A 13,837-nucleotide genomic window follows, 5' to 3' on the forward strand; every position below is an offset into this window, starting at 1 on the left:
TGTCATCTCGTGTCACTCCGCCCGGCGCGCAGCGCGGGACAGGGGTCGCAGCGGCGTCAGATCGGGGCTCAGCGACGGCAGCCGCCACCGGACGGCGGACAGCAGGCACGCGCAGGCGCCGGCGAGCGACAACGCCGCGAGGGCCCCCGTGCGGGGCGCGAGCAGGACGAACAAGGTGCCGAAGGCCGCCTTGCAGAAAAGCCCGCCGACGTAGCCGCGAAGGAAGTGCGCGGCGGCGCGATGACCGCCCCGGGCGTGTTCCGCCATGGCGACGGGGCCGGTGATCAGCGGCAGCGAGGACAGCACCCCGGCCGCGAAACCGCCGAGGGCGGGGCCGAAGAGCGTCGCGATCGCGGTGAGCGCGCCCGCCATCGCGGCGACGCCCCCCATCGAGCGCCATGTCGTGCCGTCGGAACGCTCGTTCGACACCATCTCCGCCCCGAGCCGGGGCATGGCCACGAAGGCGAGGGCGCAGCTGCCGAGCGCCAGCATCAGCGCGGCGCTCAGATGGGCACTGGCCGCCTTCGCCGGCAGCGCCATCGTCAACGCACCGCCCAGCCCGCAGACCAGCGCGATGGCGCCGCCGCCGTGGCGGGCGGCGCGCGCATAACCCAGCGCGAAGACCGCCAGCATCGCGCAGGCGGCGACGCTGCCGATCGCGGCGCTGATCGCGAAGCTCATCCCCTCGTCCTGCGCCAGCCAGGCCAGCGTCGGCGCCGTGACCGTCGGCAGCGCGGCGACAAGACCTGCCACCCGGCGGCCGCCGTGGCGCGCCGCCGCCATCACCAGCAACACCGTGCCCGCCGTCAGCAGGCCCTTCAACAACTCGTCCATCGCGCCCCCCTTGGGGACGGCGGGAGAAATCACGCCGTCCTGTCCAGGTGAACGAGGTGGGCGGGCCGGAACGGACAGTCCGCCGGAACCTCAAGCAGGGGACAAGGGCATCGGCCTGCGGTGAGCGTTGCGTGTCCGGCGCCTGTCCGGGACTTCGTTCAGGGAGATAGCAGGCGCCGCGTCGGTGTGCAGTGGGATGACGCGGCGCTCCCTGATCTCGCTGTTCTTCCTTGCGGAGTGCCCATGTTCAGTGTTGACTGGTTCTCGATGGAACGGAGGCCGCATGCCGTCCTCGTCGCCGTCCTCGTCGCCGTGCTTATCGGCCTGGTATCGGGTCATGCGGCATCTGCGCAGTCGACTGTGGCGACCGCGTCGAACGCATCGGCTGCATCGCCTGCATCGCCTGCATCGACCGCGCCGGCCGAGCTGCTCTGCAGCATGCGCACCAGCGGCACCACCGCGACGCTGCGCGTGGCGGCGGGCGTCGATCCGCTGTCCGCGTCGACGGTCCAGGTGGGCGAGAGCTTCGAGCTGCGCGCCGTCGCATTGGCGGGCGCATCTGCGGGCGCATCGCCGGGCGCGCCGGACGCCGAGATGATCGACCGCGTTGTCGTCACGGCGCTGGGCCGGAGCGGCGACGGTCCAGGCATCGTGCTCTCGCAAGGTCGCTGGTCGGTGGCGGGGCAGTCCGTCATTGACCCCTCGGGGCGCTGGCGGCCGACGGTCTCGGGCTGGCAGCGGGCCTATCTGCCGGGCCTCGGACGGGAACTGGCCTGGGGCTGCGCCTTGGTGCGACCGGGCGCGACACCGGCAGGCTGGGACCAGGCCGACGCCACGGGCGACGACGCCCTCCCAGCCCCCTCGTCGTCCCGCGTGGCGAGGCCGGCCCCGAGCGCGGCCGCGGTTCGCGTGGCGTGGATGGGCGACGTCATGCTGGCGGATGGTCCGGGTCGCGTGATCGCTGCAGGCCGCGATCCTTTCGCCGCCGTCATGGGGGCTATGAAGGGCGCGGACCTGCGCATCGCCAACCTCGAATGCGTGATCGCCACGGGCGGCAGCCAGGTCGACAAACCCTGGACCTTCCGGGCCCATCCGCGCGTGCTGGACGTGCTGCGGCGCCACGTGGACGCGGTGTCCCTCGCCAACAACCATTCCGGGGACTTCGGCCCGGCGGCCTTCGCGCAGATGCTGACGCGGCTGGATCGTGCCGGCCTGCCGCATTTCGGCGGCGGGACCGATCTGCGCTCGGCGCATCGCCCCGTCATCCTCGAGCGCCAGGGCTTGCGCATCGCCGTGCTGGGCTACAACGAAATGTTCCCGCGCCAGTTCGAGGCCGGTCCCGACAGCCCCGGCATCGCGTGGGCGGACGAGGAGCAGATCGTCGCCGACATCGAGGCGGCGAGGGCGCAGGCGGACGTGGTGATCCCCTTCATGCACTGGGGCGAAGAGCACAGCGAGACGGCGCATGCCCGCCAGCGCGCGCTCGCCCGCCTGATGGTGCGCGCCGGCGCGGATGCGGTCGTCGGCACGCATCCGCATGTCCGGCAGGACACCGAGATCATCGACGGCAAGCCGGTGATCTACAGCCTGGGCAACTTCGTCTTCGACGGCTTCAAGGACGCGGACAACAACACCGGCTCGATCCTGTGGATGACGGTCACAGCGGACGGCGTCAAGGACTGGCACCTGCAGGAGGTCCACATCGATGCGGCGGGGCGGCCGCATCCGGGGCGGGGCGCGGCGGCGCCTTGAACGGAAGCGCGCGCTCGGGCGGAGTCAGCTATAGGCGTAGAACAGCGCCGCGAAGAAGTGGCAGACGCTGCCGCCCAGCACGAACAGATGCCAGACGAAATGGGCGTATCGCAGCTTGTTGTCGAGCAGGAAGACGACCGCGCCCAGCGTGTAGCTCAGGCCGCCCGCGACCAGCAGCGCAAGACCCGGCCCCGGGGTGCGCTCGATCAGCGGGCCGATGGCGAAGACCACCACCCAGCCCATCGCGAGGTAGAGCGCCGTCGACACCAGCGGATGGCGCAGCCGGTTCAGCAGCTTGATCGTGACACCGAAGGCGGCCGCGGCCCAGACGGCGATCAGCAGCGTCACGCCCGGCCCCGAGTGCAGCACGCCCAGCGTGAAGGGCGTGTAGCTGCCGGCGATGAAGACGTAGATCGCGGCATGGTCCAGACGCATCAGCCACGCCTTCAGGCGGCCGTTGGCCAGCTTGGCGGGCAGGGCGTGGTACAGCGTGGAAATGCCGTACAGCAGGATGCCGGTGGACGCGAAGATGGCCGCGGCGACCACGTCCGCGACCGCGCCGTGGTGCATCGCACGGATCACGAGGATGGGCAGCGCGGCGATGGCCAGCAGGGCGCCCAGCCCGTGGCTGATGGCGTTGGCGATCTCTTCGCCCAAGGTCTGCGGACGGTCGACGAGGAGGGAACGTTGAGTCATGGTCCGATGCTACAGCGTGCGACACCGCATCGACGCGTCCAGCCGCAGGCAAGCTGCGGACCTGTCCGTATCCCCACTCGCACCGCGAAGCGGCGACAGGACGCGGCACGCACGCTTCCTATCGTCGACGTTCCGACAACCAGGGAGCGCTCACATGAAGCTGATCGGCATCCTCGCCGTCTTCGTAGCCGGCGGCGCCATGGCGCAGACGCCAGTGCAGCCCTTCACGCCGGGCGGCGTGGTCATCACCACGGCGGCCGACAAGCGCGAGTCCAAGGACGTGGACGGCGTCGGGCTCGTCACCTCCACCGTCACCGCGGTGGGCGTGGACGAGAGCACGGGGAGAACGTACAGCGCCTGGGCCTCGGGCCGCAGTTTCATCGGGCCCGGCACGATCCAGGCTGCCAGCGCCGCCTCCTACGCAGGCTCCCAGGTCTACGCCGCGACGTTCGCGAGCGTGGGCCTGTCAGACGCACTCACGTTCGACAGCGGCGTCGCAGGACAGGCGCTGAAGGTGACCTATCGCATTCAGGTGGTGGGCAGCACCTCGCTGACGCTGGACGCGGGGGGATCCACCCGCTACGACACCACGAACGGATTCTGGAGCTGGCAACTGGCGCAGGGCCTCAACGGCAGCGGGACCCGGATGTTCACCGGGGCCTACGCGAACGGCGACGGCACCACCTCGCCCTACCTGTATGGCGACCGGCCGCTGGGCGGCGGCGATTCGGGCTTCGGTTGGTACGAGGTCACTGCCGACGTCGTGTCGGGCCAGGCCGCCCAATTGAGCTTTGACATGCGCACGACGCTGTCATCGCCGACCATCGAGGGCGGGCTCTCGGGGGGCGGCCATGTTGACGTCAACGCCTACTGGGGTGGCATCCGCTCGGTCACGACGGCCGATGGCGGCAGCGTCGCGTACGCACTCAGCGCCGACAGCGGCTTCGACTACGCGCGCTCGTATGCGATCGCCGTGGTGCCGGAGCCGGCGAGCGTCGTGTTGATGGGGCTGGGTGCGTTGGCGTTGATCGCCCGGGGATATGTGCGACGTTGGCGGTCCGCCAGTGAGTAGACGAATCGAGTGATGCAAGAGCGGTCATCGCGGGGACGCCGTCAGTGCCTGATATGCCTTCCTCTTGAACCTCAATCCATACGGATGCGCGTAGCCGAAGTAGCGCTGCGTCAGCAGCACCGCCGCGACGTTCAGGCGCGGATTGATCCACCACAACGTGCCTGCGAGTCCACCCCAGCCGACTTCCCCAGCCGCTTCGGCGGGCTCGCCCGGATCGGCGAAGGCGCGCACCGCCGAGCCCAGGCCGAACAGTCTGCCCGGTGTCGGCGGCGTGTCGTCGAAGCGCACGTGCAGTCCCGGCGCAAGCTGGTTGCTGAACATCATGTCCAGCGTGGCGGGCTTGAGCAGCGTCGGACCGCCGGGGATCAGGCTCTGGATCAGGCAGATCGAGTCGTCCAGGGTGCTCACCAGCCCGCCGCCGCCGGACTCCAGCGGCGCGCGCTGGACATAGGCGCCGGCATAGGGCTTGTCGTCGACGCGGGGCAGGCCGGGCTTGTCGGGGTCGTTGAAGTCGGCGCCCTCGTAGAGCACCGTCAGCCGGTCGCGTTTCGAAGGCGGCACCCAGAAGTCCGTGTCCACCATGCCGAGCGGCTCGAAGATGTGCCGGGCGAGGAACTGGCCGAAGCGCTCGCCGCTCACCACTTCCACCAGACGGCCCAGCACGTCCATGGACACCGAGTACTCCCACTGCGTGCCCGGATGGAAGAGCAGCGGCAGGTCGGCCAACGCCGTCATCATCCCCGCCAGGTCGCGGCGGTGGTCGAGGACGCGGGCGCGGTGGTAGGCGTCGAACATCGGCGAGCCGGGATCGAAGACGCCGTAGGTGAGGCCCGACGTGTGCGTCAGCAGGTGGCGCGCGGTGATCGGCGCGCGGGCGGGCTCCGTGTCCGAGAGGTCTCGCGCGCCGGGGCGCAGGACGCGGCGGTTGGCCAGCTCGGGGAGATGGACATCGACAGGATCGTCCAGGCCGAGCCGCCCCTGTTCCACCAGCAGCAGGACGGCGCAAGCCGTGATCAGCTTGGTGCTGGAGAACATCCGGAAGAGGTGGTCCTCGCGCAGCGCGATGCCGGCCTCGCGGTCGGCGGCGCCGTAGCAGAACCGGTCCACGACCGTGCGTCCGCGCAGCAGGGCGGTCGCCACGTTGGGCAGGAACTGCTGGTCGACCTCGGCGCGCAAGGCGGCGTGGAGAGCGTCGAAGGGGCTGTCCGTCATCTGGGGTTCCCGGCGTTGATGCGCGGACTGTAAGGTCCGGCGCGGGCACGATCACACCAGCAGCAACCCCAGCACGTGCTCGTCGACGTAGTGCGTCTGGTCGGCGCGTTTGTAGAAGTCGCGCAGCGTCCCTTCGACCACAAACCCGAGCCGCTGGTAGAAGGCCAGCGCCTGGGCGTTGTCGGACTCGGCGTAGAGCTCGACGCGGCGGATGCCGGCGTCGCGGAAGTGGCGCAGGGCGTCGTCGATCATGGCGCGGCCGACGCCCTGGCCGTGTCGGCGAGGGTCGACCGCCAGGGTGCCCAGCAGCAGCACGTGGCTCACGCGGCCGGGATAACGCGTCGCGCGGTAGAAGCCGGCGATCTCGCCGTCCACTTCCCAGATCCAGAAGGCGCCGCTGCGCACGAGCTCCTCGTGGATCGGCACGAAGGACGCGAGGTCCATCGGCTCGTAGGTCAGGTAGGGGACGACCTGGGGATGCGAGTAGATCGCGAAGACCGGTTCGAGGTCTTCGGATCGGGCGAGGCGTCGCGCGGTACGGGTCATCGGAGGGCTCGGCGGGGTCAGACGTGACCCCAGTGTCCCTCAGCTTGGGGCGGCTTCCGGCCGCTTCAGGCCGCTTCAGGCGGCTTCGGGCAGCTTGGCGATGACCTTGATCTCGAACTGGAAGCCCGCCAGCCAGGTGACGCCAACGGCGGTGGCGGTCGGGTAGGGCGCGTCCCCCCAGAACTCGGCGGCGATCTCCCAGGCGCGCTCGAAGCGGGTCTGAGGGTCCACCATGAACACCGTCACGTCGATGACGTCGCCGAAGCTGCAGCCGGCTGCGGCGAGGATGGCGTTGAGGTTCTTGAACGCGAGACGGACCTGGGCGTCCAGGTCCGGCTCGGGAGAGCCGTCGGCCCGGCTGCCGACCTGGCCCGACACGAACAGCAGGCCGTTGGACCGGATGGCCGGGGAGTAGCGGTGCAGCTCGTAAAGGGCGTGGCGGTCGGGCGGGGAGACGACGTCGCGGATGGTCATGGAGGCATTCCTTCCAGGTGATTGCGGATGCAGCCACTTTAGGAATTCGCGAGGCGCCGATAAACAGGCGGTTCGCACAATCAGTGTTTGGGGATGGCAAACAGTGGGGGCTGTGGAAGGGCTCGCAGGTCCTGCGTCGACGCCTGGAGATCCAGATCGCCCCTCCTTGCGTACAACGAGCGTCCTCCGCTTCCAGGCGTCTCCATGGATCTCGACCTTTCCTCGATCGCCGTCCGGCTCGCCGAGCGCGGGCTGCTGCCGGAGGCCGCCTTGCGGCTGGGCATCCGTCGCCTACTTCGGCAGCGTCTCGACGAATCGCATCACCACGACCACGAAACCGCCGCCGCGTTGACTCAGGCCTTCCTGGCCTCTCTGCGCGCCGCGCCGCTGGCCGTGCAGACCGAGAAGGCCAACGAGCAGCACTATGAGCTGCCCGCCTCGCTGTTCGAGGCGATGCTCGGCCCCCAGCGCAAGTACAGCTGCTGCTGGTGGCCGGAGGGCGTCGAGACGCTCGAAGGCGCCGAGGAAGCCGCGCTCGAGGCCACCGCCGCACGCGCCGGGCTCGCCGACGGGCAGACCATCCTCGAGCTCGGTTGCGGCTGGGGTTCGCTGAGCCTGTGGATGGCGGCGCGATTCCCCGCGGCGGAGATCCTCGCCGTGTCCAACTCCGCGTCGCAGCGCGCCTTCATCGAGGACCAGGCCCAGGCGCGCGGACTGCGCAACCTGCGCGTGCTGACCTGCGACTTCAACGCGTTCGGCGAGGACGGCAGCCTCGAGCGCCGCTTCGACCGCGTCGTGTCCGTCGAGATGTTCGAGCACCTGCGCAACTGGCCGCGCGCGTTCCGCAAGGTCGCCGGCTGGCTGCGCGACGACGGCCGCTTCTTCATGCACGTCTTCGCGCACCGCGAGGCGCCTTACGCCTTCGAGGTGCGCGACGCCACCGACTGGATGAGCCAGCACTTCTTCTCCGGCGGCATGATGCCCAGCGACGACCTCGCGCTGCTGTGCCAGGACGACCTCGCGCTGCTGGAACGCTGGCGCTGGGACGGGCGCCACTACGCGCGCACCGCCGCCGCCTGGCTCGCGCGCTTCGATGCGCATCGCGCCGCGCTGTGGCCGGTGTTCGAGTCGGTCTACGGCGCCGCCGCCGCGCCGATGTGGTGGCAGCGCTGGCGCCTCTTCCTGCTGTCCGTCGAGGAACTCTTCGGCTACGACCGCGGGCAGCAGTGGTGGGTCAGCCACTACCTCTTCGCGCCGCGGCGTTGAGGCCGTCGCCATGAGCTTTCTCGACACGCTCCCCGCCATGCTGGCGCTGGCGATCACGGGCCTGCTGATCGCCGCCGCGATCGCGGTGCCGACCTGGCTCGCGAGCATCCCGCTGCGCGACGCGAGCCTCGCCGACCGGGTCTGGTCGGCCTTCATCGCCGTGCCTGTCGCGTTCTACGTGTGGAAGACCGGCGGCGACGCGCGCGCGGTCGTCATGCTGGCGATCACGCTCGCTTGGGCGCTGCGGCTCGGCCTCTACGTCACGGTCCGCAACTGGGGCCACGGCGAAGACCGCCGCTATCAGGCGATCCGTGCGCGCAATCAGCCGAACTTCGCGCTCAAGAGCCTGTGGCTCGTGTTCCTGCTTCAGGCGGTGCTTGGGTGGATCGTCGGCTGGCCGATGCTGGTGGCCACCGCCCCGGACAGGGCGCCTTGGAGTGTGTGGGATGGCCTCGGTGCCGCGCTCGCCGCGGGCGGCCTCCTGATCGAGACGATCGCGGACGCGCAGCTCGCGCGCTTCCGCCGTGATCCCGCCAACCGCGGCCAGGTGATGGACGGCGGCCTGTGGCGCTACTCGCGCCACCCCAACTACTTCGGCGAGACCTGCGTCTGGTGGGGCCTCGGCGTGATGGGCCTCGCCGCCGGGGGATGGGCAGGGGCGTGGTTGCTGGTGTCGCCGCTGCTGATGACGGTCCTGCTGTTGAAGGTCTCCGGCGTCACGCTGCTGGAGCAGGACATCGGCGAGCGTCGCCCCGCGTATCGCGACTACATCGCCCGCACGAGCGCCTTCATTCCATGGCCGCCGAAGCGCGGAGCGGCGCGATGACCACGGCCTCGTCGCCGGGATCGAGCGTCGTGGCCGCACGCGTCGCGACCTTCGTCGGCGCCTCGATCCTCTGCGGTGTCGGGCTCGCCGCGCCGGCCTGGGCCGAGACCTGGAACTTCGACGTGCGCCTGGACGGCAAGCCGATCGGCTCGCATCGCTTCGTCGTCGACGGACCGGCGGAGGCCCGCGTGGTCACGAGCACCGCGGCGTTCGATGTGAAGCTGCTCGGCATCACCGTCTTCCGCTACCGCCACGAGGCGCGTGAACGCTGGCGGGGCGATTGCCTGCAGGAGATCCGCAGCACCACCGACGACGACGGCAAGCCCGTCCAGGTCGATCGTCGATGGGAACTCGCTGCGCCGACTGCTTCCACGGCTACCGCCGCGACCGGCGCAACTGGCACCACCGGCACCACCGGCGCCGCTGCGAACGGCACCGCGGCTGAGTCGGTCTGCCTCATGAGCTACGCGTATTGGCATCCGGCGTTGATCCGACAGCAGCGGCTGCTGAATCCGCAGACCGGCGAGGCGGACGAGGTCCGCATCGAGCGCTTGCCCGATGCGACGATTCCGGTCGGCGGTCGGGACGTCGACGCCTCACGGTGGCGCATCACGTCGACGGCCACGTCGACATCGACATCGTCCGGCAAGCCGGCCCCCGCCCGTCAGGTGCTCACCCTGTGGCGCGATCGCGCGGACGGCCGCTGGATCGGCCTCGACGCGCAAGTGAAGGGCGATCGCGTGCTGACCTACCGCCTGCCTTGATCCGGAGACCCCCATGAGCTTTCGCGACGACCCGATACCCACCCACGCGCCGGCTTGGCGCTGGCCGCTGGCCTACGGCCTGACGCTCCTCGTCTTTCTGGCGCTGGACGCGGTCTGGCTGAGCCTCAGCGCGAGCGCGCTGTACCGGCCCGCGATCGGTCACCTGATGGCGCCCGCCGTCGACTGGCGCGCCGTGGCGGTGTTCTATCCGCTCTATGTCGGCGGGCTGGTGTTCTTCGCGGTGGCGCCGGCCTTGGCGAGTCGTCCGTTCGCAGGCGCGCTGGGCCGCGGCGCGCTGTTCGGCTTCCTCGCCTATGCGACCTACGACTTCACCAACCAGGCGACGCTGCGCGACTGGCCTTGGCACATCACGGTCATCGACCTGGTGTGGGGCGCGACCGTTAGCGGCGTGTCCGCCGCGGTCGCCTCGGCGCTCACCGCCGTCACATGCCGACGAGCGACCCGAACCATCGGGCGATGAGCCCGTCGAAATGCAGGCGGCCTTCGACGGCCGCCACGCAGATGCACTCGCTGCCGTCCTGCACCACCGGTTGATGGTGGACGTCGTCGTCGGCGAGGTCGAAGTCCCCCGGCCCGAACAGCGCCCGGCCGTCGTGGAAGCGGCCGTAGATGATCTGCGTCAGCTCGGTGCCGCGGTGCGTGTGTTGCGGCAGGTACTTGCCGGCGCCGATGCGCAGCAGGAAGACGTTGGCCTCGGGCGCATCCGGCACCGTGACGCGGCTCCAGCGCATGCCGGGGCCGAGCCAGCGCCAGCGCGTCGCGCTGCAGCCCGCCAGGGCCTTCGGCCAGACCGCGCCGGCCGGCAGCGGCGGCGGCGCCGGCACCTTGCGCGGGGCGGGCGTGCCGTCGGCCCGCTCGGCCCGCTCAAGCCGGTCGACGCGATCGAAGGCCCGCGCCAGCGCGTCCTCGCGCATGGTGGCTTCCGGCTGTTCCTCCAGCACCGCGCCGCCGAGCGCGCGCAGCATCGCCACGCGCTCCCGGCAGGCCGGGCACAGCTCCAGGTGGGTCTCCGTCACCAGCCGCAGGCCGATCGGCAACGCGCCGCTGGCGAGCGACAGCAACAGCTCGTCGGCGGGGTGATGGCGGATGTCGGTGGACGGCAGCATGGTCGGGAAGGGCAACAGGAGTCGGGACATCACAGATCGATCATCCGGCGCAGGTGCGCGACGGCCAGCCGGATCCGGGACTTGACGGTGCCCAGCGGCAGGCCGAGCTCCGCCGCGATGCGGGCATGCGGTTCGTCGTCGTAGAAGGACAGGCGCAGCACCTGCGCCTGCTCGGGCGGGAGCCGGTCCAGCGCCTCGCGCACGCGGCGCGCCTGGCGCGTCGCATCCGCATGTTCGGCGACGCCGGGCTGATCGGCCTCGAGGCGGTCGAATTCGAAACACTCGTCGCCGGCGCCGTCCAGCTGATGGCGCCGCGCGGCGTCGATGCGCAGCCGGCGCGCGATCGTGAAGATCCAGGTCGACACCGCCGCCTGCGCCGGATCGAAGAGCGCCGCCTTGCGCCACACCATCACCAGCGCGTCCTGCGCCAGGTCCTCGGCGGCGCCGTCGGTGCTGCCGGTGCGGATCAGGTAGCTCTTCACCCGCGGCGCGAAATGCGAGAACAGCCGGCCGAAGGCCTCCCGATCCCGCTGGTCCGCGACGCGACGCATCAGCGCCGGCCAGTCGTCCCCGGTCGGGGACGACGGCGCGCTGCGGTCGGGATCGATCGGGACGATCTTCAAGTGACGGGCTTTCGGGGCGGGGGCGGCGGTCGATACGGCGCTCGACACGGCGGTCGACGCGACGTCCAAGGAGACGGACACCGGCACGGCCACCGGCGGGACGGCCGGGGTCGAGGAGGTTTCGTCGCGTCGCAGGGTGCCCATGGGCGCTCTTACGCGGCGAACGGCGTGCTGGATCATCGCTCGTCCCGCGCATGCCCGCCATGCGGGCGACCCTCGCCCGGGCGGCGGGGCGTTCCTTCACGGGGGAGGAATCCAAAACGCGGACCCGCGCGTAGAAGCGCGTAACCACAAAAAAACATTGGACGCGCCCATGGACCGCCCCGACAACCCTCCCAGCCTGCCGATGCCGCTCCTCGACGAAGGACGCCGGTTGCGGGTGGCTGTCGTCGGCGCCGGCATCTCCGGACTGTCCTGCGCGTGGCTGCTGTCCCAGCGGCACGAGGTCCAGGTCTTCGAGGCCGACGGGCGCGTCGGCGGCCACAGCCACACGGTCGACGCGCCCTGCGGGCTGCTGCAGGTGCCGGTCGACACCGGTTTCATCGTCTACAACGAGCCCGCCTATCCCAACCTGAGCGCGCTGTTCCGCCACCTGGACGTGCCGACGCGGGCGTCGGACATGTCCTTCGCCGTGAGCCTGAACGACGGGGCGCTGGAATACGCGGGCACCGACCTCAACGGCCTGTTCGCCCAACGCGGCAACCTGATCCGTCCGCGCTTCTGGGGCATGCTGCGCGACCTGATGCGCTTCTACCGCGAGGCCCCCCGCGACGCCGCCGCCTGCGGGGATCTGCCGCTCGACGACTACCTCGACGCGCGCGGCTACGGCCGCGCCTTCCGCGACGACCACCTGTACCCGATGGGCGCGGCGATCTGGTCGTCATCGGCGGCGGACATCGGGCGTTATCCGGTGGCCGCGTTCGTGCGCTTCTGCGAGAACCACGGACTGCTGAAACTGACGGACCGCCCGGTCTGGCGCACCGTCGAAGGCGGCAGCCGCGAGTACGTGCGGCGCCTGGTGCGCGGCTTCGAGGACCGCCTCCACCGCGACGAGCCGGTCATCGCCATCGCGCGCGAGCCCGACGGCGTGCGACTGCGCACGCGGCGCGGGTCGTGGACACCGAGATTCGACCAGGTGGTGCTGGCCACGCACGCGGACCAGTCGCTGCGCATGCTGACCGCACCGACGGCGGCGGAGCAGCGGCTGCTCGGCGCCTTCCCCTACACCCGCAACCTCGCGGTGCTGCACCGCGATCCCACGCTGATGCCGCGCCGCCGGGCCGTGTGGTCGAGTTGGAATTACCTCGCGGGGCAGGGCGACGATCCCATCCGGCTGCCGCCGACGGTGACCTACTGGATGAACCGGCTGCAGCCGCATCTGCCGCAGGGACGCAGTGCGGTGCCGCTGTTCGTGTCGCTGAACCCGTCGGTGGCGCCGCGCCCCGAGCACCTCATCCGCACCGATGTCTACGAGCATCCGCGCTTCGACGCCGGCGCGATTGCCGCGCAGCGCGAGCTCTGGTCGCTGCAGGGGCGGCAGCGCACCTGGTTCTGCGGCGCGTACTTCGGCTCGGGCTTCCACGAGGACGGCTTGCAAGCCGGACTGGCGGTGGCCGAGGCGCTGGGCGGCGTGCGCCGGCCATGGACCGTCGCGGGCGAGTCCGGGCGCATCCACCTGCCGGGGACGGTGTCCGCATGAGCGCGCGGCCGGACGCGGACCTGCACTCCGCGATCTACCGGGGTCAGGTGATGCATCAGCGGCTGAAGCCGCTGCGGCATCGGTTGCAGTACCGGATGTTCACGCTGCTGCTCGACCTCGACGAGCTGCCCGCGCTGCACGCGCGGCTGCGCTGGTTCTCGGTCGGGCGCTTCAACCTCTTCAGCTTCCGGCCGGCCGACCACGGCGACGGCACGGCCACGGACGTTCCCGGTCTTCGCGCCCACATCGACGCGCATCTGGCGCTGGCCGGACTGCCGATCGGCGGCGCGATCCGGCTGCTCGCGATGCCGCGCCTGCTCGGCTATGCCTTCAATCCGCTGAGCGTCTGGTTCTGCGACGCGCCCGACGGCACGCTGCGCGCCATCGTCTACGAGGTCAACAACACCTTCGGCGAGCGGCACAGCTACCTGATCAAGGTCGACGAGGCGCAACGCGCCGCCGCCATCGTCGAACAGCGCAGCGGCAAGCAGCTGTATGTCTCGCCGTTCCTCGGCATGGCCTTGACCTACCGGTTCAGGATCGAGCCGCCGCGCGAGCGGCTCTCGATCGGGGTCAGCGTGCACGAGAGCGGCGGGCACGACGGCAAGGGCAGCACCGGCAGCAGCAGCAGCAGCAGCGACGGTGCGGTCGTCCTCAACGCGCGGCTCGACGCGACCCGTGCGCCGCTGAGCGACGGCGCGCTGCTGCGGCTGCTCGTGACGCATCCGTTGCTGACGCTCAAAGTGGTGGTCGGCATTCATTGGGAGGCACTGCGGCTGTGGCTCAAAGGCGCTCGACTGCATGAGCGGCCCGCCGCGCCGGATCGCCCGATGACCATCGTCCCTGCCGGCGGACCCCCGCGACCTGATCCGATCCGACCTGAACCAGCCCACACGGCCCCACCGGCCGATCCCTCCGAGGCGACCTTGCATGCATGAAGAGAGCT

The 13,837-nt window shown here is 70.7% G+C and carries 15 protein-coding genes; 8 read left to right on the forward strand and 7 right to left on the reverse strand.

The features are described from left to right. Positions 1–12: 12 nt before the first annotated feature. On the reverse strand, positions 13–834 hold the full coding sequence (locus tag AC07O8_RS20790) for a hypothetical protein (protein ID WP_495049822.1): 822 nt from the start codon (positions 832–834) through the stop codon (positions 13–15). Positions 835–1,077: 243 nt separating this feature from the next. Here AC07O8_RS20790 and AC07O8_RS20795 point away from each other — a divergent pair, with 243 nt between their 5' ends. Next, on the forward strand, positions 1,078–2,586 hold the full coding sequence (locus AC07O8_RS20795; RefSeq protein ID WP_495049823.1) for a CapA family protein: 1,509 nt from the start codon (positions 1,078–1,080) through the stop codon (positions 2,584–2,586). Positions 2,587–2,610: 24 nt separating this feature from the next. On the opposite strand, the gene trhA is transcribed toward AC07O8_RS20795, so the two are convergent. Continuing rightward, positions 2,611–3,282, reverse strand: a complete 672-nt coding sequence (gene trhA, locus AC07O8_RS20800) for a PAQR family membrane homeostasis protein TrhA (protein WP_495049824.1) — start codon at positions 3,280–3,282, stop codon at positions 2,611–2,613. A 154-nt stretch (positions 3,283–3,436) separates the two neighbouring features. On the opposite strand from trhA, the gene AC07O8_RS20805 reads away from it, so the two are divergent. After that, on the forward strand, positions 3,437–4,354 hold the full coding sequence (locus AC07O8_RS20805; RefSeq protein WP_495049825.1) for a PEP-CTERM sorting domain-containing protein: 918 nt from the start codon (positions 3,437–3,439) through the stop codon (positions 4,352–4,354). A gap of 24 nt (positions 4,355–4,378) precedes the next feature. Here the strand turns inward: AC07O8_RS20805 and AC07O8_RS20810 are convergent, their stop codons facing one another. The 3 genes from AC07O8_RS20810 to AC07O8_RS20820 form a co-directional block, all read right to left on the reverse strand. Beyond that, positions 4,379–5,566 carry a serine hydrolase domain-containing protein gene (locus AC07O8_RS20810; RefSeq protein WP_495049826.1) on the reverse strand — a complete coding sequence of 396 codons (1,188 nt, stop codon included), beginning with the start codon at positions 5,564–5,566 and terminating at the stop codon, positions 4,379–4,381. Between the two features lie 51 nt (positions 5,567–5,617). Further along, positions 5,618–6,112, reverse strand: coding sequence for a GNAT family N-acetyltransferase (locus AC07O8_RS20815; RefSeq protein ID WP_495049827.1), 495 nt, complete (start codon positions 6,110–6,112; stop codon positions 5,618–5,620). 75 nt (positions 6,113–6,187) lie between these two features. After that, positions 6,188–6,586: a RidA family protein gene (locus AC07O8_RS20820; RefSeq protein WP_495049828.1), complete on the reverse strand. Its 399-nt coding sequence runs from the start codon at positions 6,584–6,586 to the stop codon at positions 6,188–6,190. 204 nt (positions 6,587–6,790) lie between these two features. On the opposite strand from AC07O8_RS20820, the gene AC07O8_RS20825 reads away from it, so the two are divergent. Genes AC07O8_RS20825 through AC07O8_RS20840 form a run of 4 tightly spaced genes read left to right on the forward strand, consistent with a single transcriptional unit; the run spans position 6,791 to position 9,923 of the window. Next, positions 6,791–7,852, forward strand: a complete 1,062-nt coding sequence (locus AC07O8_RS20825; protein ID WP_495049829.1) for an SAM-dependent methyltransferase — start codon at positions 6,791–6,793, stop codon at positions 7,850–7,852. A gap of 10 nt (positions 7,853–7,862) precedes the next feature. Next, a complete protein-coding gene (locus AC07O8_RS20830; protein ID WP_495049830.1) occupies positions 7,863–8,678 on the forward strand; it encodes a DUF1295 domain-containing protein in 816 nt (271 codons plus the stop codon). After that, the gene (locus AC07O8_RS20835) at positions 8,675–9,442 is read left to right on the forward strand and encodes a DUF6134 family protein (protein ID WP_495049831.1); all 768 of its coding nucleotides are present in this window, start codon (positions 8,675–8,677) and stop codon (positions 9,440–9,442) included. Before AC07O8_RS20830 ends, AC07O8_RS20835 begins: the two co-directional genes overlap by 4 nt. Before the next feature lie 13 nt (positions 9,443–9,455). Continuing rightward, entirely contained in the window at positions 9,456–9,923 is a 468-nt protein-coding gene (locus AC07O8_RS20840) for a DUF2177 family protein (protein WP_495049832.1), read from the forward strand. On the opposite strand, the gene AC07O8_RS20845 is transcribed toward AC07O8_RS20840, so the two are convergent. Together AC07O8_RS20845 and AC07O8_RS20850 are read right to left on the reverse strand one after the other, a co-directional pair. Continuing rightward, a complete protein-coding gene (locus AC07O8_RS20845; protein ID WP_495049833.1) occupies positions 9,886–10,599 on the reverse strand; it encodes a ChrR family anti-sigma-E factor in 714 nt (237 codons plus the stop codon). The genes AC07O8_RS20840 and AC07O8_RS20845 overlap by 38 nt on opposite strands. Then, positions 10,599–11,336 (reverse strand): sigma-70 family RNA polymerase sigma factor, encoded by a 738-nt coding sequence (locus AC07O8_RS20850; RefSeq protein WP_495049834.1) that lies wholly within the window; start codon positions 11,334–11,336, stop codon positions 10,599–10,601. The genes AC07O8_RS20845 and AC07O8_RS20850 overlap by 1 nt, the downstream gene beginning before the upstream one ends. A gap of 169 nt (positions 11,337–11,505) precedes the next feature. On the opposite strand from AC07O8_RS20850, the gene AC07O8_RS20855 reads away from it, so the two are divergent. Together AC07O8_RS20855 and AC07O8_RS20860 are read left to right on the forward strand one after the other, a co-directional pair. Then, positions 11,506–12,891, forward strand: a complete 1,386-nt coding sequence (locus AC07O8_RS20855; RefSeq protein WP_495049835.1) for an NAD(P)/FAD-dependent oxidoreductase — start codon at positions 11,506–11,508, stop codon at positions 12,889–12,891. Further along, positions 12,888–13,829, forward strand: coding sequence for a DUF1365 domain-containing protein (locus tag AC07O8_RS20860; RefSeq protein WP_495049836.1), 942 nt, complete (start codon positions 12,888–12,890; stop codon positions 13,827–13,829). Before AC07O8_RS20855 ends, AC07O8_RS20860 begins: the two co-directional genes overlap by 4 nt. Positions 13,830–13,837 lie beyond the last annotated feature (8 nt).

Source organism: Roseateles sp. GW821-FHT09G09, from assembly GCF_059415965.1.

Excerpts from the sequence above, each read along its gene's own strand:
- AC07O8_RS20815 (WP_495049827.1), bottom strand. The coding sequence starts at position 6,112 with ATGACCCGTACCGCGCGACGCCTCGCCCGATCCGAAGACCTCGAACCG.
- AC07O8_RS20820 (WP_495049828.1), bottom strand. The coding sequence starts at position 6,586 with ATGACCATCCGCGACGTCGTCTCCCCGCCCGACCGCCACGCCCTTTAC.
- AC07O8_RS20825 (WP_495049829.1), top strand. The coding sequence starts at position 6,791 with ATGGATCTCGACCTTTCCTCGATCGCCGTCCGGCTCGCCGAGCGCGGG.
- AC07O8_RS20855 (WP_495049835.1), top strand. The coding sequence starts at position 11,506 with ATGGACCGCCCCGACAACCCTCCCAGCCTGCCGATGCCGCTCCTCGAC.
- AC07O8_RS20850 (WP_495049834.1), bottom strand. The coding sequence starts at position 11,336 with ATGGGCACCCTGCGACGCGACGAAACCTCCTCGACCCCGGCCGTCCCG.
- AC07O8_RS20830 (WP_495049830.1), top strand. The coding sequence starts at position 7,863 with ATGAGCTTTCTCGACACGCTCCCCGCCATGCTGGCGCTGGCGATCACG.
- AC07O8_RS20860 (WP_495049836.1), top strand. The coding sequence starts at position 12,888 with ATGAGCGCGCGGCCGGACGCGGACCTGCACTCCGCGATCTACCGGGGT.
- AC07O8_RS20835 (WP_495049831.1), top strand. The coding sequence starts at position 8,675 with ATGACCACGGCCTCGTCGCCGGGATCGAGCGTCGTGGCCGCACGCGTC.
- AC07O8_RS20810 (WP_495049826.1), bottom strand. The coding sequence starts at position 5,566 with ATGACGGACAGCCCCTTCGACGCTCTCCACGCCGCCTTGCGCGCCGAG.
- AC07O8_RS20840 (WP_495049832.1), top strand. The coding sequence starts at position 9,456 with ATGAGCTTTCGCGACGACCCGATACCCACCCACGCGCCGGCTTGGCGC.
- AC07O8_RS20795 (WP_495049823.1), top strand. The coding sequence starts at position 1,078 with ATGTTCAGTGTTGACTGGTTCTCGATGGAACGGAGGCCGCATGCCGTC.
- AC07O8_RS20790 (WP_495049822.1), bottom strand. The coding sequence starts at position 834 with ATGGACGAGTTGTTGAAGGGCCTGCTGACGGCGGGCACGGTGTTGCTG.
- AC07O8_RS20805 (WP_495049825.1), top strand. The coding sequence starts at position 3,437 with ATGAAGCTGATCGGCATCCTCGCCGTCTTCGTAGCCGGCGGCGCCATG.
- trhA (WP_495049824.1), bottom strand. The coding sequence starts at position 3,282 with ATGACTCAACGTTCCCTCCTCGTCGACCGTCCGCAGACCTTGGGCGAA.
- AC07O8_RS20845 (WP_495049833.1), bottom strand. The coding sequence starts at position 10,599 with ATGTCCCGACTCCTGTTGCCCTTCCCGACCATGCTGCCGTCCACCGAC.